The organism is uncultured Shewanella sp. (genome assembly GCF_947501225.1).
Classification (GTDB): Bacteria; Pseudomonadota; Gammaproteobacteria; order Enterobacterales; family Shewanellaceae; genus Shewanella.
This window is the reverse complement of sequence record NZ_CANMUW010000009.1, coordinates 64,214-85,834: the sequence shown is the minus strand read 5'-3', so window position 1 is coordinate 85,834 and position 21,621 is coordinate 64,214. Positions and strand designations below refer to the sequence as shown.

General features: G+C 46.5%; 18 protein-coding genes and 8 tRNA genes. 5 read left to right on the top strand and 21 right to left on the bottom strand.

Features of this window, described 5'->3' with window-relative positions:
* Nucleotides 1–177 precede the first annotated feature (177 nt).
* On the bottom strand, nt 178–681 hold the full coding sequence (gene lrp, locus Q1B47_RS13970; RefSeq protein ID WP_299794810.1) for a leucine-responsive transcriptional regulator Lrp: 504 nt from the start codon (nt 679–681) through the stop codon (nt 178–180).
* Between the two features lie 180 nt (nt 682–861).
* Here lrp and ald point away from each other — a divergent pair, with 180 nt between their 5' ends.
* Both ald and trxB read left to right on the top strand, forming a co-directional pair.
* Nucleotides 862–1,977 (top strand): alanine dehydrogenase, encoded by a 1,116-nt coding sequence (ald, locus tag Q1B47_RS13965; RefSeq protein ID WP_299794808.1) that lies wholly within the window; start codon nt 862–864, stop codon nt 1,975–1,977.
* A gap of 147 nt (nt 1,978–2,124) precedes the next feature.
* Nucleotides 2,125–3,075 (top strand): thioredoxin-disulfide reductase, encoded by a 951-nt coding sequence (gene trxB, locus Q1B47_RS13960; RefSeq protein ID WP_299794806.1) that lies wholly within the window; start codon nt 2,125–2,127, stop codon nt 3,073–3,075.
* Between the two features lie 183 nt (nt 3,076–3,258).
* Here trxB and rplT read toward each other — a convergent pair whose 3' ends face one another.
* From rplT to thrS, 4 genes are all read right to left on the bottom strand, one after another.
* Nucleotides 3,259–3,618 carry a 50S ribosomal protein L20 gene (rplT, locus tag Q1B47_RS13955; RefSeq protein WP_028775125.1) on the bottom strand — a complete coding sequence of 120 codons (360 nt, stop codon included), beginning with the start codon at nt 3,616–3,618 and terminating at the stop codon, nt 3,259–3,261.
* A gap of 18 nt (nt 3,619–3,636) precedes the next feature.
* Nucleotides 3,637–3,831, bottom strand: a complete 195-nt coding sequence (rpmI, locus tag Q1B47_RS13950; protein WP_011496149.1) for a 50S ribosomal protein L35 — start codon at nt 3,829–3,831, stop codon at nt 3,637–3,639.
* An 86-nt stretch (nt 3,832–3,917) separates the two neighbouring features.
* Entirely contained in the window at nt 3,918–4,460 is a 543-nt protein-coding gene (gene infC, locus Q1B47_RS13945; protein ID WP_299794966.1) for a translation initiation factor IF-3, read from the bottom strand.
* A gap of 3 nt (nt 4,461–4,463) precedes the next feature.
* Entirely contained in the window at nt 4,464–6,392 is a 1,929-nt protein-coding gene (gene thrS / locus Q1B47_RS13940; protein WP_299794788.1) for a threonine--tRNA ligase, read from the bottom strand.
* A gap of 288 nt (nt 6,393–6,680) precedes the next feature.
* On the opposite strand from thrS, the gene Q1B47_RS13935 reads away from it, so the two are divergent.
* Nucleotides 6,681–6,980, top strand: a complete 300-nt coding sequence (locus Q1B47_RS13935) for a hypothetical protein (RefSeq protein ID WP_299794786.1) — start codon at nt 6,681–6,683, stop codon at nt 6,978–6,980.
* Between the two features lie 206 nt (nt 6,981–7,186).
* Entirely contained in the window at nt 7,187–7,387 is a 201-nt protein-coding gene (locus Q1B47_RS13930; protein WP_299794784.1) for a CPXCG motif-containing cysteine-rich protein, read from the top strand.
* Nucleotides 7,388–7,452: 65 nt separating this feature from the next.
* On the opposite strand, the gene Q1B47_RS13925 is transcribed toward Q1B47_RS13930, so the two are convergent.
* The 9 genes from Q1B47_RS13925 to Q1B47_RS13885 all read right to left on the bottom strand — a co-directional run bounded on the left by Q1B47_RS13925 (nt 7,453) and on the right by Q1B47_RS13885 (nt 10,104).
* A tRNA-Met gene (locus Q1B47_RS13925) sits at nt 7,453–7,529 on the bottom strand.
* 49 nt (nt 7,530–7,578) lie between these two features.
* Nucleotides 7,579–7,655 (bottom strand) — tRNA-Met (locus tag Q1B47_RS13920).
* 201 nt (nt 7,656–7,856) lie between these two features.
* Nucleotides 7,857–7,933 (bottom strand) — tRNA-Val (locus tag Q1B47_RS13915).
* A 2-nt stretch (nt 7,934–7,935) separates the two neighbouring features.
* Nucleotides 7,936–8,012, bottom strand: a tRNA-Met gene (locus tag Q1B47_RS13910).
* Nucleotides 8,013–8,050: 38 nt separating this feature from the next.
* Nucleotides 8,051–8,127 (bottom strand) — tRNA-Val (locus Q1B47_RS13905).
* A gap of 2 nt (nt 8,128–8,129) precedes the next feature.
* Nucleotides 8,130–8,206 (bottom strand) — tRNA-Met (locus tag Q1B47_RS13900).
* A gap of 179 nt (nt 8,207–8,385) precedes the next feature.
* A tRNA-Val gene (locus Q1B47_RS13895) sits at nt 8,386–8,462 on the bottom strand.
* A gap of 2 nt (nt 8,463–8,464) precedes the next feature.
* Nucleotides 8,465–8,541, bottom strand: a tRNA-Met gene (locus Q1B47_RS13890).
* Nucleotides 8,542–8,727: 186 nt separating this feature from the next.
* Entirely contained in the window at nt 8,728–10,104 is a 1,377-nt protein-coding gene (locus tag Q1B47_RS13885; RefSeq protein WP_299794782.1) for an MATE family efflux transporter, read from the bottom strand.
* A 32-nt stretch (nt 10,105–10,136) separates the two neighbouring features.
* Between Q1B47_RS13885 and Q1B47_RS13880 the strand changes: the two genes are divergently transcribed.
* Entirely contained in the window at nt 10,137–10,751 is a 615-nt protein-coding gene (locus Q1B47_RS13880) for a riboflavin synthase subunit alpha (RefSeq protein ID WP_299794780.1), read from the top strand.
* 142 nt (nt 10,752–10,893) lie between these two features.
* On the opposite strand, the gene Q1B47_RS13875 is transcribed toward Q1B47_RS13880, so the two are convergent.
* The 7 genes from Q1B47_RS13875 to Q1B47_RS13845 all read right to left on the bottom strand — a co-directional run bounded on the left by Q1B47_RS13875 (nt 10,894) and on the right by Q1B47_RS13845 (nt 19,947).
* Nucleotides 10,894–11,391 (bottom strand): VF530 family DNA-binding protein, encoded by a 498-nt coding sequence (locus Q1B47_RS13875; RefSeq protein ID WP_299794778.1) that lies wholly within the window; start codon nt 11,389–11,391, stop codon nt 10,894–10,896.
* A 289-nt stretch (nt 11,392–11,680) separates the two neighbouring features.
* Nucleotides 11,681–12,772 (bottom strand): NADH:flavin oxidoreductase, encoded by a 1,092-nt coding sequence (locus Q1B47_RS13870; RefSeq protein ID WP_299794776.1) that lies wholly within the window; start codon nt 12,770–12,772, stop codon nt 11,681–11,683.
* 339 nt (nt 12,773–13,111) lie between these two features.
* Entirely contained in the window at nt 13,112–14,314 is a 1,203-nt protein-coding gene (gene prpF / locus Q1B47_RS13865) for a 2-methylaconitate cis-trans isomerase PrpF (protein ID WP_299794774.1), read from the bottom strand.
* 111 nt (nt 14,315–14,425) lie between these two features.
* A complete protein-coding gene (gene acnD, locus Q1B47_RS13860) occupies nt 14,426–17,032 on the bottom strand; it encodes a Fe/S-dependent 2-methylisocitrate dehydratase AcnD (protein WP_299794772.1) in 2,607 nt (868 codons plus the stop codon).
* A 66-nt stretch (nt 17,033–17,098) separates the two neighbouring features.
* Nucleotides 17,099–18,223, bottom strand: a complete 1,125-nt coding sequence (gene prpC / locus Q1B47_RS13855; protein WP_299794770.1) for a 2-methylcitrate synthase — start codon at nt 18,221–18,223, stop codon at nt 17,099–17,101.
* Between the two features lie 137 nt (nt 18,224–18,360).
* Nucleotides 18,361–19,239 carry a methylisocitrate lyase gene (gene prpB / locus Q1B47_RS13850; RefSeq protein WP_299794768.1) on the bottom strand — a complete coding sequence of 293 codons (879 nt, stop codon included), beginning with the start codon at nt 19,237–19,239 and terminating at the stop codon, nt 18,361–18,363.
* A 45-nt stretch (nt 19,240–19,284) separates the two neighbouring features.
* Entirely contained in the window at nt 19,285–19,947 is a 663-nt protein-coding gene (locus tag Q1B47_RS13845) for a GntR family transcriptional regulator (protein WP_299794766.1), read from the bottom strand.
* Nucleotides 19,948–21,621 lie beyond the last annotated feature (1,674 nt).

Sequence of the window (21,621 nt, the reverse complement as noted above, 5' to 3'; positions counted from 1 at the left end):
TGAAAACCCATAAAAAGAATAAGTCAGGTCGGTCTAAGATATCAAAAATAACCTCCTTTTGCAGCGATTTAAGCCCGGCAATGGCATTAACTCTACTTTATTTCATGTAAACGATGGATTAATAAACAGCATAAAAAAGGAGCCGAATGCGGCTCCTTTTTGAGTTAGCTTCAGATATTAAGATTCTGCAGTAACGTTTATTGCTACTTTATTCGTTTGCTTCACCTCTTCCATCACAACGTATGTACGCGTGTCTGAAACCGATGGCAGTTTGAGTAAAGTTTCACCTAATAAGCGGCGGTATGCAGACATGTCTGATACTCGCGTTTTCAACAGATAGTCAAAATCGCCGGATACTAAATGACACTCTTGAATGTCATCGAGTAGTTGAACAGCACGATTAAACTTGTCAAACACTTCCGAACTATCACGATTAAGCGTAATTTCAACAAATACAAGCAAGGATGCACCCAGGAAATGGGGATTAACTAATGCCGTATATCCATTGATATACCCCTGTTTTTCGAGTCTTTTAACTCTCTCAAGGCAAGGGGTGGGACTTAAGCCTACACGTTTTGAAAGCTCAACATTGGAAATGCGACCGTCAATTTGTAACTCATTAAGTATGTTTCGATCTATCCGATCTAAGTCTTTTATAGGACTCTTTTTATTATCAACCATATTTTTAACCTTGCTTTATTACTAAAACAACATTTATCACTACGTATGTCAAAACTTCAGCAGCATAAACTGCCGAACTGATACTATACTAGATTTCCCTGAGACAAGCACGTTCAGGACACGACAAAATAACAATTACACCCATATAAAATGGGTTTTTATGCAATTTGAGGCTCGAAGATGATAATTGGTGTACCTAAAGAAATCAAAAACCACGAATATCGTGTTGGAATGGTCCCTTCAAGTGTACGTGAATTGACTAATAAAGGTCATACGGTCTTTATAGAGGCTAGCGCAGGTAATGGGATTGGTTTTACAGATCAAGACTATATCGATGTTGGCGCATCAATCTTAGCTACCGCTGCAGAAGTATTTGCTAAAGCGGAAATGATTGTAAAGGTGAAAGAGCCACAGGCAGTTGAACGCGCAATGTTACGCGAAGATCAACTTCTGTTTACCTACCTCCACCTTGCTCCGGATCTTCCACAGACTGAAGATTTAGTCAAAAGTGGATCAGTTTGTATCGCTTATGAAACTGTAACCGATGATCGCGGTGCACTCCCTCTTCTCGCTCCTATGTCTGAAGTTGCCGGTAGAATGTCTATCCAGGCGGGTGCGATGGCATTGGAAAAGAACATGGGTGGCCGCGGTATGTTATTGGGCGGAGTACCAGGTGTTGAACCAGCAAAGGTCGTGATTATTGGCGGTGGCATGGTAGGAACAAATGCTGCCCAGATGGCTGTAGGCCTGGGTGCGGAAGTCGTTATCCTTGATCGTAGCATCGAAACTCTGAGACGTTTAAACATTCAGTTTGATAATAAAGTTAAGGCTATCTATTCAACGGCTGACGCTATTGAGAAACATGTCCTTGAAGCCGATTTGGTTATCGGTGGTGTATTGGTTCCAGGTGCCGCTGCGCCTAAGCTGGTGACGAAAGATCACATCAAGCGCATGAAGCCAGGTTCTGCAATCGTAGACGTTGCAATCGACCAAGGTGGTTGTATCGAAACTTCTCATGCCACCACGCATCAGGATCCTACTTATATCGTCGATGACGTAGTCCACTACTGCGTTGCTAACATGCCAGGCGCGGTAGCCCGTACTTCAACATTTGCCCTGAACAATGCAACCTTGCCTTATATCATCAAATTAGCAGAGCTTGGTTACAGAGAAGCACTGCTACAGGACAAGCATCTTCTCAACGGTCTTAACGTCATGCACGGTAAGATCACATGTAGCGAAGTTGCCGAAGCGCTTAACATGGAATATGTCGACCCGACTATCCTGCTTAACTAATACAAGACCCGTTTCTGGTTTTAGTTAAAACAATCAAAGGGAGCCTCTGGCTCCCTTTTTCGATTAGGGCAATCTAAAATATTGCCTTTACCCGATGCATTAAATTCCCTACAATCCCAGCAATTCGCTAAAGGTACGGAGATAAGAATGAGTCAAGCTAGACATTGTGAACTACTAATCCTGGGTTCAGGCCCTGCTGGCTACACAGCCGCAGTATACGCCGCTCGCGCAAACCTGAAACCTGTATTAGTGACGGGTTTACAACAAGGTGGGCAATTAACTACCACCACCGAAGTTGAGAACTGGCCTGGAGACGCTGACGATCTGACCGGTCCGGCATTGATGGAGCGCATGCAAAAGCATGCAGAAAAGTTTGAGACTGAAATTGTTTTTGATCACATCAATGAAGTTGACCTTAAGGTTCGCCCTTTCAAACTGAAAGGCGATAACGGTGACTTTACCTGTGACGCTCTCATTATCTCAACTGGCGCCTCAGCCATGTATCTTGGCCTCGAGTCTGAGGAAGCATTTAAAGGCAAGGGTGTTTCCGCCTGTGCAACTTGTGACGGTTTCTTCTATCGTAACCAGAAGGTCGCCGTTATCGGTGGTGGTAACACAGCCGTCGAAGAGGCACTGTACCTGAGTAACATCGCCTCAGAGGTACATCTTATCCACCGTCGCGATGCATTCAGAAGCGAAAAGATCTTAACGAAGCGCCTGATGGACAAAGTCGAGAACGGTAATATCATACTTCACCTGGACAACACGTTAGATGAGGTTGTTGGTGATGATATGGGGGTAACCGGTCTTAAGATGAAGAGCACTAAAGATGGCTCTATCAGTGAACTTGAGGTGATGGGTGTTTTCGTTGCTATCGGTCACAAGCCTAACACTCAGATGTTTGAAGGTCAGCTGGAGATGAACAACGGCTATATCAAGGTTCAAAGTGGACTGGATGGCAACGCCACACAGGCGAGCATCGAAGGTGTTTTTGCCGCTGGTGATGTGATGGACCAGCATTATCGACAGGCTATCACTTCTGCCGGAACAGGCTGTATGGCAGCACTCGATGCCGAACGCTACTTAGATTCTAAGTAAAGTAACCTCAACTAAAAAATAGTAGGCAATTGCCTACTATTTTTTTGCCGGAAAAATGCCCTATCACCCTTCCAACATTCAAAGACATCCACAATTTGATTCCATCTTTGGCCAATTATTTTAAGTGTCCCAAACACAAAAAAGGGACCCGAAGGTCCCCTTTTAAATAGATGTACTAACTAATTACTTAGCTAATGCTTCTTTTGCTTTCTCAACTAAAGTTGCGAATACAACTTTATCAAAAACAGCGATGTCAGCCAGGATCTTACGATCGATTTCAATTGAGGCTTTCTTCAAACCATTGATGAAACGGCTGTAAGACAGACCATTTTGACGAGAAGCCGCATTGATACGTGCAATCCAAAGTTGACGGAATTGACGTTTCTTCTGACGACGGTCACGGTAAGCATATTGACCAGCTTTAGTTACAGCTTGAACTGCAACGCGGTAAGTACGTGAGCGAGCTCCGTAATAACCTTTGGCTAATTTAAGTACTTTCTTGTGACGAGCACGAGCGGTTACACCACGCTTAACTCTAGGCATTGTTCATTGCTCCTTTAATTAAGCGTATGGTAGTTGACGTGCAATTGCTGGCACATCAGACTTAGCTACTAAACATTTAGCACGTAAGTGACGTTTACGCTTAGTGCTCTTCTTTGTCAAAATATGACGTAAATGGGCTTGCTTACGCTTGAAACCATTGGCGGTTTTCTTAAAACGCTTCGCTACACCCTTGTCTGTTTTCATTTTAGGCATTGCTAAAACTCCGCATTGGGATATTAATAAAACGCAAGGCGAGCAGAGACCTTAACAGACCCCTGCTACTTTTATTTGTGGCCTTACTATTTCTTTTTCGGCGCGAGTACCATCACAGCTTGACGCCCTTCCATTTTCGGGAAAGACTCAACTACTGCTATCTCAGCCAAGTCGTCTTTAATACGATTCAAAAGATTCATACCAAGACTTTGGTGAGCCATTTCGCGACCACGAAAACGCAGCGTTACTTTCGCTTTGTCACCGTCATCTAGAAAACGATTCAGGTTGCGTAGTTTTACCTGATAATCGTTTTCATCAGTACCGGGACGGAATTTAACTTCCTTCACCTGTATCTGTTTCTGCTTCTTCTTTTGTTCTTTTTGAGCTTTTGCTTTATCAAAAAGATACTTTCCGTAGTCCATTATACGGCAAACAGGCGGCTCAGCGTTAGGGCTAATTTCAACAAGGTCTACACCTGCCTCATCAGCTAACTCTTGTGCTTCCCTAATGGTTAAGACTCCAAGAGCCTCACCGTCTAAACCGTTCAGACGTACTTCTGAAACGCCAGTGATGAGTTCGTTAATTCTATTCGGGGCCGCCTGGCGCCCTGCTGTTTTCTTGATCTTTATGACCTAATCCTCCAACAAATTGAGACTACGGAGCGAAATTTGTTCTTTGAGCTTAGCGGCGAAATCTTCGATTCGCATCTTGCCTAAGTCAACACCATCTCTGGTTCGCACCGCAACTTCCTTATTATCCATTTCTTGATCACCAACGACCAATAAATAAGGAACACGCCTTAAGGTGTGCTCGCGTATTTTAAAGCCTATCTTCTCATTCCTCAAGTCTTTAGAAGCACGAATTCCGTTTTCTTTGAAGAAATTGACCACATCGTCGACATAATCAGACTGCTTGTCGGTAATATTCATTACAACAACTTGCATCGGTGCTAACCAGGTAGGGAATTTACCGGCATACTCTTCGATCAGAATACCTAAGAAGCGCTCAAGTGAACCTAAGATAGCACGGTGAATCATCACAGGTGTCTGGCGACTGTTATCTTCGGCGACATAAGTGGCACCAAGACGTCCAGGCAATGCGTAATCTAACTGAACCGTGCCACACTGCCATGCACGATCGAGGCAGTCATGCAAGGTGAACTCAATTTTAGGACCGTAGAACGCACCTTCACCAGGTAAGATCTCAAATTCGATATCATTGGCTTTCAACGCGAGCTTGAGAGCCTCTTCGGCTCTGTCCCACATATCATCATCACCGATACGCTTTTCAGGGCGAGTAGACAATTTAACGACGATATCTTTAAAGCCAAAGGTTTCATAAGTGTCATATACCATCTTGATACATGCACTAACTTCCTGTTGAACCTGCTCTTCTGTACAGAATACGTGTGCATCATCCTGGGTAAAACCACGAACGCGCATCAGGCCGTGTAGTGAACCTGAAGGCTCATTACGGTGACAACAACCAAACTCAGCCATACGCAACGGCAGATCACGGTATGACTTCAGACCCTGATTAAAGATCTGTACATGACCCGGACAGTTCATGGGCTTGACGGCATATTCACGATTTTCTGAATTCGTGGTGAACATAGCCTCAGAGTACTTGTCCCAGTGTCCCGAGCGCTCCCAAAGTACCCGATCCATCATCAGAGGACCTTTAACTTCCTGATAGGTGTACTGACCCAGCTTCTGGCGAATAAACTTCTCAAGCTCAAGGAACAGACTCCAACCATCGTTATGCCAGAACACCATGCCAGGCGCTTCTTCCTGCATATGGTAAAGATCAAGCTGTTTGCCTATCTTACGATGGTCACGTTTAGCCGCTTCTTCCAGACGGTTAAGGTGGACTTTAAGGGCTTTCTTGTCAGCCCAGGCTGTTCCGTAAATACGTTGTAGCATCTTGTTGTCAGAGTTACCACGCCAGTATGCTCCAGCCACACTCATCAGCTTAAAGTTTTGGCAGAACTTCATGTTCGGAACATGAGGACCACGGCACATATCAACATACTCTTCATGATGATATAGCGCTGGCTCGTCATCTTTACTGATGTTTTCATCCAAGATTTCCATCTTGTATGTTTCGCCGCGAGCCTCAAAAGTATCACGGGCTACTTGCCAGCTACCTACACGCTTTTCTACTTTGTAGTTAGTCTTAGCAAGTTGCATCATACGCTTTTGAAGCGCATCGATATCTTCCTGAGTGAGCTTGTGATCGAGATCGACATCATAGTAGAAACCATTGTCGATAACCGGACCGATAGCCATCTTAGCTTCAGGCCATAGCTGTTTGAATGCATGACCAAGTAGATGAGCACATGAGTGACGGAGGATCTCTACACCCTCTTCATCTTTAGCTGTGATGATAGAGAGCTCTGAGTCGGTATCTATGATATCGCAGGCATCTTTCAGCTCACCGTTTACCCGTCCGGCAATACATGCTTTGGCTAGACCAGGGCCGATATCGGCAGCAACATCAAGAGTAGAAACAGGGTTGGCAAACTCACGTTTGCTTCCATCAGGAAGTGTAATAACAGGCATGAAATTTCCTTATCCAGTGGTGACCCCCACGTAGGGCCACTTGCTAATTAAATAATAAAAAGAAAAGCACCAATGGGATAAGCCATTACAAGAGTCTTAATCACCTTAGGCACAAGCGGTTAATTCTACGAGATCTAACTATAGCAGCGCAAGCACCATGACGTGATTCTCCCTCTGAAAAACAGAAATAGGCGCATTCATATTGTCACCTTATCAAAATCATTTTGTCATCATCTGTTCACTTGACGAACTTACTCTGAATACATCATAAGAGAGCGGAGAAATAACATGATAGATCTATTGATATTAACCGGCGCAATACTCACTCCCTCCCCGGCACAGGAGATATCACTCACACATTCCATCGAGACTCCTAGAGCGACTCATTCCAATTATGCTTTGGTGGAGGCAAACCTTATAGACAGTCAACCAATGGATCTATTGTCACTCAACACCCTGATAATTGAGATAGATGCAAATCTACAGGCACAACTAGATCAGTTATTGGCTAATGAGGCGCCGGTTCATCACAATAGGGGGACACTAAATGTTCTGGCAGTTAGTAATCAAGCCACTACAGCCTGGTGAGTTTCCCCCAGTTTTAATGAATACTCATCTCATGCTCATATGTTCAGCTTAAATTGCGCTTAACGCTAACTTGTCATTGCCTATCATCAGCGACAGCCCCTCTCTCACGGTCAACTAAAATCCGGGTAGACTATACTGTATTAGAGAGCACACGGGCTGATGCTTATTACTCTTGTAAGCCAATCATTATTGTTAAGGAGTATGAGATGAGGTATGCCACTCAAACTATTAGTTGTCCTCATTGTGGACACCATCAACATATTGATGTAGACGGTACCAGCGGTGATCAAGATTACTACGATGACTGCCGGATATGTTGTAATCCGATCCACCTCAGGATCCATATCGACGAACAACGACATAAGATTGAGTTATTTGTCGACTCTGGGGATGAACAGATCTATTAGCGGCTTGCTGGATTCGAGGCACAAAAAAACCAGCTTTCGCTGGCATGACTTTCTCTTATGAGAAGTGGTTGCGGGAGCCGGATTTGAACCGACGACCTTCGGGTTATGAGCCCGACGAGCTACCAAACTGCTCCATCCCGCGTCCGTATAACGCTTTAGCAATAACCATTTTTATTCCGTTATTAAAGAATTGGTTGCGGGAGCCGGATTTGAACCAACGACCTTCGGGTTATGAGCCCGACGAGCTACCAAACTGCTCCATCCCGCGTCCGTATAACGCTTTAGCAATAACTATTTTTATTCCGTTATTAAAGAATTGGTTGCGGGAGCCGGATTACTTTTTACAAAAACTTGGCAACGACCTTCGTCTTGTTTATAAAGAGTTGAGTCCGAGTAGCTTTTACACTGCTCCATCACGCGTCCGTATAACGCTTGTGAAATAACTGTTTTGATTCTGTTATAAGAGAAGTGGTACAACCGAGTGGATTCGAACCACCGACCCCCACCATGTCAAGGTGGTGCTCTAACCAACTGAGCTACGGTTGTATTGGTTGCGGGAGCCGGATTTGAACCAACGACCTTCGGGTTATGAGCCCGACGAGCTACCAAACTGCTCCATCCCGCGACATTATAATTGATGTTTTGGTTCTTCAATAAAAGAAGTGGTACAACCGAGTGGATTCGAACCACCGACCCCTACCATGTCAAGGTAGTGCTCTAACCAACTGAGCTACGGTTGTATTGGTTGCGGGAGCCGGATTTGAACCAACGACCTTCGGGTTATGAGCCCGACGAGCTACCAAACTGCTCCATCCCGCGACATTATAATTGATATTTGAATTCTTCAATAAAAGAATTGGTTGCGGGAGCCGAATTACTTTTTATAAAACTTGGCAACGACCTTCGCCTTGTTTTATAAAGAGCTGAGTCCGAGTAGCTTTTACACTGCTCCATCCCGCGACATGTTAACTACTGTTTTACTTCTGCAATAAAAGAAGTGGTACAACCGAGTGGATTCGAACCACCGACCCCTACCATGTCAAGGTAGTGCTCTAACCAACTGAGCTACGGTTGTATTGGTTGCGGGAGCCGGATTTGAACCAACGACCTTCGGGTTATGAGCCCGACGAGCTACCAAACTGCTCCATCCCGCGACTGTTTACTTTGTTCGTTTGGCTGTTGCCTTGGAACGAGCGCTATAATACGGGATACAGTTAAGGTTGCAAGTAAAAAAACGTTTTTTATGATTAAGTGTAGATTTGCTGTGCAACTTGCTCTTTTATACGACATATATGATGAAGGGCCCTATGGCCCCCCAGCCAAATTGTTCATTTAAAGCCCTAATCTGCGCCACTGGCAGTGATTAGCTCCTTGAACTTTCCGGATTTTTGAATATACCTCAACCTGATTGCAAAAAGTACTGCTGCACTGGTTAAGCCGGCGATCAGTCCGATCCAGAAACCGTGAGCGCCCATAGCAGGAACTATCAGATCGGTTCTTGCGAGTATGTAACCCAGCACCATACCGATCGCCCAATACGATACTAAGGTGATATAGAGTGCACTTCGTGTATCTTTATACCCGCGAAGAGCACCGGCTGCCACGACCTGTACCGAGTCTGACAGCTGATAAAGTGCGGCTAAGAACATGAGGCTACCGGCTAATGCGACCACTTGCGGGTTATCATTATACAGATACGCAATCTCAGTTCTGAATAGCACTGTGATGATCGCCGTGATGATTGCCAGTGTGAATGAGAGGCTCAGCCCTACTTTAGTTATTAATGCCGAGATATGCGCTTTATCTTGCCCCAGATAATATCCGACGCGAATAGACACGGCGATACCTATAGACAGTGGCAACATAAATACAATAGATGAAAAGTTAAGTGCAATTTGGTGTCCCGCAACAACATTAGCGCCAAGCGGTGCCAGCAAGAGTGCTATGACGGCAAACAGGCTCACCTCGAAAAATAGTGCCATAGCAATGGGAAAGCCGTGCTTAGTCATATCCCACATGGTTTTCCAGTCGGGCCTATGAAAAGATTTAAACGGTGCCAGTTCAGCAAACTTCTTATGACATTGCATATAGATAATCATGGCTATAAACATAGCCCAGAAAACGAGTGCCGTGGCGACTCCACAACCGGCCCCACCCAGTGCAGGCATACCAAAGTGACCGTAGATAAAAATATAGTTAGCAGGAATGTTCACCGCCAAACCAACAAAGCCTATAACCATAGTAGGCAAGGTATAGGAGATCCCCTCACTACACCCTCTTAACACCTGATAAAGCACGAAGGCAGGCACGCCCCAGGCAAACCCATGAAGGTATCCGATACTCAACCTGGCAAGTTCTGGTTCTAATTCCATCATGGTAAAGATATTTTGCGCAAAAGTGAGAAACACGATCACACCTATGCTGCCGATTATGGCAATATATCCAGCTTGATGTGCAAGTGGTTGGATTGCTTTTTGGTTATCTGCGCCATGGTGATGGGCAAACACCGGAGTAAATGCCATCAAAAGGCCCTGGACAAATAGTAGTGCAGGAAGCCACAGACTGGTTCCGACGGCCACGGCGGCCATATCTACCGCGCTGACGCGACCAGCCATTACAGTATCGATAAAGCCCATCATGGTTTGTGTAACCTGGGCGATAAGAACAGGTAGTGCAAGTTGCACTAAACGTTTGGCTTGAAAGCCGAATTGATTCATGAAAACTGCCTTTAATGCTAATGAGAGAAAAAATGTTTACAGGTATAGTTCAAGCCACGTGCGAAGTGGTTGCGATAAATAAGAAAGATGGCTTAAATACGCTTGAGATCGCGATGGAACCCGAGTTACGTGAGGGGCTCATAACAGGCGCTAGCGTTGCTAACAACGGTGTCTGTTTAACGGTTACACGAATTGAAGATGATAGGGTGTTTTTCGATGTAATGGAAGAGACATTGACTGTGACCAACCTCTCAAATTTAACTCTTGGTTCAATGGTAAACATAGAACGATCTTTGACCTTCGGAAGTGAAATTGGCGGACATATTCTGTCGGGGCATGTTCACACACAGGCTCGTATACTCGAAGTGAGTAATACCGATAGCCACTACGATATTAAACTGGAGGTTGACCCCAAGTGGATGAATTACATTCTTTATAAGGGGTTCGTCGGCGTAAATGGTTGCAGCTTGACCGTTGGTGAGGTTACAGACAGCAGTTTCATGTTGCACCTGATCCCGGAAACATTAAAACTGACTAACCTGGGTCAGGCTGAAGTTGGAGCCATGCTGAATATAGAGATAGATAGCCAAACCCAGGCTATTGTCGACACGGTTGAGCGTGTACTCGCCAAGCGGGAAAAAGTGTAAATTATCAGGTCATAGGGGGCGAAGATTGATTGCCATTAACCATTAACGTCTGACTTCTCCCCCGCTCCGTTGATGGATAGGAAGCCTGATTTACGAACAACATAGTGCCCGGTGAACCAGACACTATGTAGCTACTTCTTATCTATTTCCCCCAAGGGTTTTTGGGATCTTGCGATGCTGCTGGTCGTTTAGCGCTACCTCGACGGTTTTGAGCATACGAGTCTTGCTGTCTTGGTTTATCATTGCCATAACGGGGACGCTGACCGCTCTTTTTCATCGCCTTATAGTTCGCCTCCGCCTTTGCGCGCATCTCTTCAACCAACTCTACCGTAAGCTTTTGAGGTTTACGCGGTACAATACCATCTGCGAAACCGCGTTCGCGGGGCTTGAGTCTCATCTGCGCCTCACTTCCTTTAGGCATGCGCTTAAACCGGTAAAGGTAAAACCCCTCTACACGTTCCCTCGCCCACTCTGTTTTCTTAAGGAATTTTATACAGCCATGCATATTTGGATTAAGGTTAAAACACTCCAATTTTAGGGCTGCATAAAGCACCTTATAGTCATAAAACTTAACCAGCTCGGTGAGCATAGTCTCTAAGTTTAAACCGTGAAGTGGGTTATTCTGTTGCTGTTCAATCATGGGGTGTCCAAATATCGCAGGTAGTATCTTTAAAAATCGGTATTTACCGGAGAAAACCAGACCATCGAATTCCTGAGTCTGATAGATATGGTAATGATAACAATAAAACCTGAGATTCACCCACTCAAAATATGAACATTTGTCTGTTTAACTCTACTCTCCCCGAGCCTTTTTTTTATTTCTATCAAAGAGCGATGATATCGGCAGCTTAATTGATGGAAGATATTAAGGAGCGGCATAGAGTACATAGCAGGACTCTCGCTGAAGTAACCTGCTATGCGCGGAATAATTATCGCTTATTATGAACCACACAGAAATTCCCTCTGCGGGTTCTGCATTTGGAGCAATGTTCACATTTGACCGGAGCCCTGTCCCCCGTTTTCCAGCGCTTAATTAAGTGAGGCTCTGCAAGTAAAGGTCTTGCCAGTGCGAAACATTGTATCTTTGTTTTATCAGCTATCTCTTCGATGGTGTTAATATCAGAAAGTCCTCCGACGGTAATAATTGGCAGGTCGACCTCATCGCTGATAACTTTTCCGTACTCGTAAAAGTAGCCCTCTTCATGAATTTTATGGCCGTCTAATGTCTCCCCCACCAAAGTATTAGCCTTTCCATGGATGTTACCTGAGATCTCAATCGCATCGACACCAACTTGCTCCAGCTTTTTACAGATCTCTCGGGTTTCAGCAAATGTTAATCCCCCCTCAAAAAACTCAGACGCCGTTAATTTAACTAATATAGGGTAATCATCGCCTACGGCTGCACGCGTCTCACAATAGATATCCAATAAGAATTTCATTCTGTTATTCAGACAGCCACCATATTCATCATCTCGCCGATTATAATATGGGCTCAAAAACTGATTGATTAGATAGGTGTGCGCTCCGTGTAGCTCTACCCCGTCAAACCCCGCTTCCTTGGCTCGTCTGCCCGCTTGGGCAAATGCACGGACAATGTAATCTATCTCATCCTTTGTCATCGCTTTGCCGAGTGTTTTAGTCCCTCTTTCACAAACCTCACTCGGGGCGTAGATCACCCTCTGGCCGACATTGTGGGTCGTTTTAGTCCCGCCATAGGCAAGCTGCATCACAATCTTACTACCATTGACATGAACCTGGGATGTAAGCTTCTGATATTCAATTATAAAGGAGTCATCATATATCCCCATCATGCCGGGATTTGGCTGCTCCTCTTCCACGATATTTGCGTAGCCGGTTACGATTAAACCTACTTCACCTTTGGAAAGTTCATCATAGATGCCAAATAACTTCTCTGTCATATGACCATCTTCTGTTGTCATATTTTCCCATGTGGCACTTCTGACAAAACGATTCTTTAATTTCATCGTTCCGATATAATTTTCATCAAATAAACTCTTCAAGCTTTAATCTCTCTTCCAATCTCATTCGAACATTTAAACGCTCGGCAACATCCAGCCAGGCCCACGCCTTGCCGGCTTGGTAAGCCCTACAGTGTGAGCTTTCAGTGCAAACCGTTAATTCTACCTAAAAGGGATTGTTGAATTTGATACAAAGACAATCTTTGAGGGGACGTTCAAAGATTGGAATTGAGTACAAAAAGAGATATCACGAGCGGCGCAGGAGATAAAAAGAGCCAACAGAGGACAAAGAGGCGTTACACTTTTCGATAAAAACGGAGTAAAGAGGTAACAGGCCTTAGCTAACGAACAGGCCTGTCGTTTAATCTCTCCACAAAACGGTCAGAGGCTATCTGCCGGTACCCTTACCCAGCCCTCCATCAGCACTCTGGCGCTGCGGCTCATCACCGCCTTATTTACTTTCCACTCACCATCAAGCTTGCTTGCCTGAGCACCGACCCTTAATGTACCCGAAGGGTGACCAAAATGAACACTCTCTCTTTCGACATCACCCGCCGCCAAACTAACCAACGTACCGGGGATCGCCGCAGCGGTACCGATCGCAACCGCAGCGGTTCCCATCATGGCATGGTGAAGCTTACCCATAGAAAGCGCGCGCACATTCAGGTCTATCTCGTCTGCACTAATCGGCTTTCCGCTCGATGAGATATAATCAACCGGCTCGGCTACAATCGCCACCTTAGGTGTATGCTGCCGCCCCGCCGCTTCATCGATATGCTTTATCAAGCCCATCTTCACAGCGCCGTGTGCACGTATGCTTTCAAACATAGCCAAGGCTTTCTCATCGCCATTGATAGCCTCCTGTAATTCGGCACCCGTGTAACCCAAATCTTTTGCATTGATAAATACCGTCGGGATCCCGGCATTGATCATGGTGGCATTAAGCACGCCGCCGGCGACCACATCGGTAGGAACGACCAGGTCATCGACCAGGTTCCCTGTCGGGAACATCGCACCTTCGCCATCGGCGGGATCCATAAACTCCACCTGCACCTCCGCCGCCGGGAATGTCACCCCGTCCAGTTCAAAATCACCTGTCTCCTGCACTTCACCGTTGGTGATAGGCACATGGGCAATAATGGTTTTACCAATATTCTTCTGCCAAATTCTTACCACAGCGATACCATTTTCAGGAATGCGGCTGGCGTCTACCAGACCACTGGCGATGGCAAAAGAGCCCACCGCGGCAGAGAGATTTCCACAATTTCCGCTCCAGTCGACAAAGGGTTTATCGATAGCCACCTGACCGAACAGGTAATCGACATCGTGATCTGCCATTTCGCTTTTCGCCACGATAACTGTTTTACTGGTGCTGGAGGTGGCACCGCCCATACCGTCGGTCTGTTTTCCATAGGGATCCGGGCTGCCGATAACCCGCAGCAGCAAGGCATCACGCGCGCTGCCTGCTGTCTGCGCCGAATCCGGTAGATCGGTTAAATTAAAAAACACACCTTTACTGGTGCCACCGCGCATATAGGTCGCCGGCACCTTTATCTGAGGAAGATAAACCTTTTTGCTAGTCATAAGGTATCACCGTTTACAATCCTGTCGGATAAACTTTGAGGGTTAAGAGTGCGCCGGATTTGAGCAAATGGCTCAAATCCGGCGACACAAGCAGTTATCAACTGCTAGCTGTTATGCTACTGTCGACGCCAGGAAATCCTGAGCGAAACGTTGCAATATACCGCCGGCCTCGTAGATAGAGACCTCCTCGGCAGTATCTAAACGGCACTTGACCGGTATCTCTACCCGCTCACCGTTTCTGCGTGTCATGACCACAGTCAATGCCGCCCCGGGTGTACGCTCACCAAACACATCATAGGTCTCGGTGCCGTCGATCTGATAGGTATGACGATTATCACCATTGGTAAACTCGAGTGGCAACACCCCCATTCCGACCAGGTTAGTGCGATGAATACGCTCAAAGCCCTCGGCAACGATAACCTCAACACCGGCAAGACGAACGCCTTTCGCCGCCCAGTCACGGCTGGAGCCCTGACCATAGTCGGCGCCGGCGATGATGATCAGCGGCTGCTTACGCTCCATGTATGTCTCAATCGCTTCCCACATGCGAGACACCTCGCCTTCGGGTTCAATTCTGGCAAAAGATCCTTGCTTGAACTCGACTTCACCACTCTTGCCAACCTGGGTCACCATCTCGTTAAACAGCTTAGGGTTGGCAAAGGTTGCGCGCTGAGCCGTCAGATGATCGCCACGGTGCGTTGCGTAGGAGTTAAAGTCGACTTCAGGTAGCCCCATCTTATCCAAATACGCACCGGCGGCGCTGTCGAGCATGATAGCATTCGACGGTGACAGGTGGTCGGTGGTGATGTTATCGCCAAGGACCGCCAGCGGACGCATACCTTTCATGGTGCGCTCCCCTGCTAATGCACCTTCCCAATAGGGTGGACGGCGGATATAGGTGCTCTGTGGACGCCACTCATATTGGGGATCGGTATCGGTACCATACTCGACTTTGATGTCGAACATCGGCTCATACACCTTACGGAACTGCTCGGGTTTCACACTCTTTGCGATCACCGCATCGATCTCTTCATCCGATGGCCAGATATCCTTGAGTGTTACCGGATTGCCGTTACTGTCCATTCCCAGGCTGTCTTTCTCGATATCAAAACGTATGGTGCCCGCAATTGCATAGGCGACAACCAGAGGTGGCGATGCCAAAAATGCCTGCTTTGCATAGGGATGAATACGACCATCGAAGTTTCGATTACCGGAAAGTACCGCCGTCGCATATAGATCGCGGTCGATCACCTCCTGTTGAATAACCGGATCTAACGCACCACTCATGCCGTTACAGGTCGTGCAGGCAAAGCCGACAATACCGAAGCCGAGCGCTTCAAGCTCTGGTAACAGCTCTGCATCTTCAAGGTATAGCTGCACCGCCTTCGAACCCGGTGCGAGTGAGGTCTTGACCCAAGGCTTACGGGTTAACCCTTTAGCGTTTGCGTTGCGCGCCAGCAGGCCGGCGGCAATCACGTTACGCGGGTTAGAGGTGTTGGTGCAGCTGGTGATCGCGGCGATGATACAGGCACCATCGGGCATCAGCCCTGCTTCATTTTCTACAACACCGCTAATCCCCTTATCGGCTAGATCACTGGTAGATACGCGGCGGTGAGGATTTGATGGCCCGGCAATGTTACGGCCAACCGATGACAGGTCGAAACGCAGGACGCGCTCATATTCAGCTTCTTTCAGGCTATCGGCCCAAAGCCCGCTCTGCTTCGCATAGGTTTCGACCAGCTTTACCTGTTGCTCATCACGGCCTGTCAGTCTCAGATAATCAATAGTCTTATCGTCGATATAGAACATGGCGGCGGTAGCGCCAAATTCCGGTGTCATGTTCGAGATCGTTGCGCGATCGCCCAAGGTGAGATTAGCCGCACCTTCACCGAAGAACTCAAGGTAGCTGGAAACCACCTTCTCATTACGCAGAAACTCGGTGATCGCCAGAACGATGTCGGTCGCCGTTATGCCGCTTTGACGCTTACCGACCAATTCGACACCAACGATATCCGGCAGACGCATATAGGATGGGCGCCCTAACATCACGCTTTCGGCCTCTAATCCACCTACACCAATAGCTATCACACCCAGTGCATCGACATGGGGTGTATGACTGTCTGTACCGACCAGAGTGTCGGGAAATGCAACGCCGTCACGGGATTGAACGACGGGTGACATCTTCTCCAGGTTTATCTGGTGCATGATGCCGTTACCCGGCTGGATCACATCGATATTTTCAAATGCCGTCTTGGTCCAGTTAATGAAGTGAAAACGGTCGTCATTACGTCTGTCTTCGATGGCGCGGTTTTTTTCGAAGGCATCCTTTTCAAATCCGGCATGCTCAACGGCAAGTGAGTGATCGACGATAAGCTGAGTCGGTACTACAGGATTCACCTTTGAAGGATCTCCGCCTTTATCGGCTATCGCATCACGAAGCCCCGCCAGATCGACCAGGGCCGTCTGTCCCAGGATATCGTGGCACACTACCCGCGCCGGATACCAGGGAAAATCCAGGTCCCGTTTACGTTCGATGATCTGCCTGAGCGAGTCGGTGAGTTTAGCCGGTTCACAGCGGCGCACCAGGTTTTCGGCATACACTCGAGAGCTGTAGGGCAATTTGCTGTAGGCACCGGGACTGATGGCATCCACGGCGGCCTGGGTATCAAAATAATCTAAATCAGTACCCGGTAAGGGCTTACGGTATGAGGTATTCATCGCTTGTTCCGCTTCGTTTACGAGAGGATATCGGGCCCTGAAAACAGGTTATCAGGGCCCTACTGCTTATCTTTCACCGATAGGTGTGACGGTTCTTGGCTCTGAACCTGTGTAGTCGGCACTGGGTCGAATGATGCGGTTGTTAGAGCGCTGCTCCATCACATGAGCGGCCCAACCTGTGAGTCGTGAACAGACAAATATTGGCGTAAACAACTTAGTCGGAATGCCCATAAAGTGATAAGCCGATGCATGGAAGAAGTCTGCATTACAGAACAGCTTCTTGGTGTCCCACATATACTCTTCACAGGCCACAGAGATATCGTAAAGTGACGTGTCACCGAACTCATGTGCCAGCTTTTCAGACCAGCCCTTGATGATCACGTTGCGTGGGTCCGATGTACGGTATATTGCATGACCGAAGCCCATGATCTTCTCTTTACGTTCCAGCATGCCTGCCATCTGTGTCTTGGCATCTTCCGGCGAGCTGAACTTTTGGATCATGTCCATCGCTGCCTCATTGGCGCCGCCATGAAGCGGGCCACGCAGGGTACCGATAGCGCCTGTGATACAGGAGAACATATCAGACAAGGTAGATGCACAGACGCGAGCGGTAAAGGTCGATGCGTTGAACTCATGCTCGGCATAAAGGATTAAAGACACATCCATCACGCGGCGATGCTGCTCAGAAGGCGCCTTACCGTTTAGCAGGTGAAGGAAGTGCCCGCCGATTGAGTCTTCCTGAGTGACACAATCGATCTCTACACCTTCATGAGAATACTTGTACCAGTAACACATGATGGCAGGAAACGCCGCGAGCAAACGGTTTGCAGCTCTGTTCTGCTCACTGAAATCAGTTTCCGGTTCCAGGTTGCCAAGGAATGAGCAGCCTGTTCGCATCACATCCATAGGATGGGCGTCGGCAGGAATGCGTTGCAGAACCTCTTTCAGGGCCTGCGGCAGATCTCGCTGAGCAAACAATTCTGTTTTGTAGTGGTCCAACTGAGTTTGATTCGGCAGTTCACCGTTAAACAGCAGATAAGCCACCTCTTCGAATGTCGCATTATCGGCCAGATCTGAAACATCATATCCACAATAGGTCAGACCTGAACCTGATTTTCCAACTGTACAAAGGGCTGTTTCACCTGCGCTTTGGCCACGAAGACCTGCACCACCGAGTTTCTTATCTACCATAACGTGTTCCTTCTATTATTTATCTGCTCTCATGTGCCACTTAGTATAAAAGCCCTGATGATTACCTATCTTGGTATTTATCAGGCTGGCCACAACACATAAGCTGTAGGGTGTTAATCAAACATATCTAACCTGAGTTACAGGTTTTTTCCTTCTGCGAACAGGCTATCCAACTTCTGCTCATACTCGTGATAACCGAGATAGTTATATAGCTCCATACGGGTCTGCATGCTATCGACCACCGCTTTTTGATCGCCATTTTCGAGTATCGAGCTGTACACCATCTCGGCCGCCTTGTTCATGGCTCTAAACGCGCTCAATGGGTAGAGCACCATATCTGCCCCCCACTCACCAAGTTCCTTTTTGTTCCACAGTTCTGTCTGTCCAAATTCGGTGATATTGGCAAGAATAGGCACATCCAATGCGTCGGCAAAGGCGCTGTAATGCTCTTCGGTTTTAACTGCCTCGGCGAAAATGCCATCGGCTCCGGCTTCTACATACGCCTTAGCACGGGCGATGGCTGCTTCCAGTCCCTCCTGAGCAAATGAGTCGGTCCGCGCCATGATGAAGAAATCAGGATCGGTGCGGGCATCGACAGCCGCCTTAATACGATCGACCATCTCTTCCGTCGAAACGATCTCCTTGTTCGGGCGATGGCCACAACGCTTCTGTGCCACCTGATCTTCCATATGTACCGCCGCCGCACCGGCTTTTTCCATATCCCGTATGGTCTTGGCGATATTAAATGCTCCGCCCCAGCCGGTATCGATATCCACCAGCAGAGGAAGATCGCAGGCCGATGTAATACGCTGCACATCCACAATCACGTCGTTCAGTGACGTCATCCCCAGATCCGGCAGACCATAGGAGGCGTTAGCGACTCCACCTCCGGAAAGATAGATAGCCTGATGACCAATCTGCTTTGCCATCATCGCTGTATAAGCATTGATGGTGCCCACTATCTGAAGTGGTTTATTGTCAGCCAAGGCTTGGCGAAACTTCTTTCCTGCACTCATGTTTATTCTCCCTCAGAGCTGGATACAAACTCTGTTTACTATTAATCAATGTTCTTTAAGCTTCTTTTCGACACTATTTTTCGAATATAAAATGTGACGACGCATCAGCATCTCGGCCAACTCCTCATCCCGGTTAGATATGGCCTGAACGATATGCTTATGTTCATCGAATGCCGTGGTGATTCTGGGGCCTGTCATTCCCAGTTGAACCCGATACATGCGAACCAGGTGGTAGATCCCGTCAAGTAACATAGAGATGAGATGGTTATTCTTGCTGCCCTGGATGATGCGATAATGAAAATCGACGTCACCGGCCTCCTGATAATAGGACTCACCACTCTTAACCTTTTGAAAATGACTGCTCAAGAGTGTGTTCAGATCGGATATTTCCTGATCGGTCATATTTTTTGCCGCCAATCTGGCCGCCATCCCCTCCAGAGACTCCCGAACCTGATACAGCTCGACTAAGCCTGCCGGAGTCAAGGTCACAACCCGCGCGCCGACATTCGCCCTACGCTCAACCAGATTACAGGACTCCAAACGGTTGATGGCTTCCCGTACGACGGCACGGCTCACGGCATATTTTGTCGACAACTCTGTCTCACTGAGTTTAGCGCCTGACTCGATCTCACCCTCAACAATATCTTTTCGCATCTGAAAAAATGTTTTATCCGCCGCTGTAACAGGCTGTTCGTTGAAAAAGGTCATATATTTACAAATTCATTACAAATGAGATTGTCGACAATATAACCCTAGACAATGGCATTGGTCAATAATAAACCGGTACATTGTCGACAAAAAATGGCGGAGAATCGTTCCGATACAGGATGTAGAATCATCTATTAGGTGTGATAACTTGAAGGAAGTTTCGATAAAACAGATTGTTAGATAAGCAGAAGGAGGTTTGAACCGAGTAACAGGTCATAATTCTGCCTGTTCGGGTTGTTGGGCCAGAGGAAAGGTGTCTTTTGTCAGTCGCAGTTTGAGTATTGTGTGAGTCACATTTGAACAGAAACGGGTTAGAGCTATGACTGTAGCTCAGAAGTTTTGAGTAGGGAAATATGGCACTTAGATGTGCGGTAACGCCGCGTTAACGGGTGAGTAAAAGTTGGCTAAAATGTGTAGCGAAGTGGAACCGAGCCAACTGTAACGAATCCGACTTTAAGGCCTTGTAATGTAACTGGTGGATAGCTATAAAGGTTTCATTTTACTAATTTCTGACAATGGAGGCATGCATATAGTTTGCGATATTCCTTGCGCTTTAACAGAGTGGGAGTTGCTAGTAAGCGTTTTGAATTTTCCTTCCCAAATATTTTCGACGATTGCAAGCACAAGTTCAGTGGAAAACTCAGATTTGTTCAAACTCAGCTTTTTCTTCGCGTGATTAAGGAATACACCATTCCACACACAGTAATTTACATATTTCAAATGCTGAAAACCGTGATCTGATAACATGTTAATCGGATTTGTGCGTTCACATTTACTAATCAGTATTACACTACACGATTTAAGGCCCGATACATCAAATACCACCGAATTTTCTGACATGATCCTTTCACTGCAAGGTTTCAACCTAGAAAGTGAAGCTAGTTCACTCTCTAAATTAATACTTTCAACGAGAATCGGTAGAAAGTGATTTCGCTTCAGGTCAAAAACGTTGACCCCGACTTCTAATGAGTTTTTATATTGTTTCTTTTTCTTTCATTTCGTGATTTAGAATGTATCGTGCCATCACTATGAAAGGATATATGATCAGGAAAATGTGCCGGTTCAAAATAGTCCTTTCCGATATCACCTTGTGTTACTTTGGTGTTACTCCCCAATGGATATTGATAAAATAGCTCAATTTTGTCGTGTTCAACCCCAATTGTTGAACAATGTAGTGTTTGCGTTTCTGTTTTCAACAATACATGTAACCTGCTAATACTCATATCTACCTTACCAACTACTAAGAAGTTACATAACAGCTTATTAGCGTAAATTCCGATAAACCCTTTGTAACTAACGGTGTTGAACAACAAAGAGTACAATTAATTCACTATTATTTTAGTAACTTACCATCAAGGTTGTTGTCAAGCAAAGGGCTGAGGGAGGGGAAAACCGAGAATTTAGATAACCGAGAAACACTTTGGGTCATTATGTAAACCACAAAAAGCACAAATCAATCACTTTTCAACACTATATTGGTAAAACCGAGAATTGTTTCTTTTACATAACGAGAAGCAAAATCTGTATATTGCTGCAATCAAATTATAACTGTACAAGCATCCAGTTATTTTAACGAACCTCAATCGAAGAGAATGCTTGCTTGAAATCACTAGGTGTAGATGCGGCAGTGGCCGTTGATGGCATGGCGAGGTTTCTATTCACCGAGCCACAGAA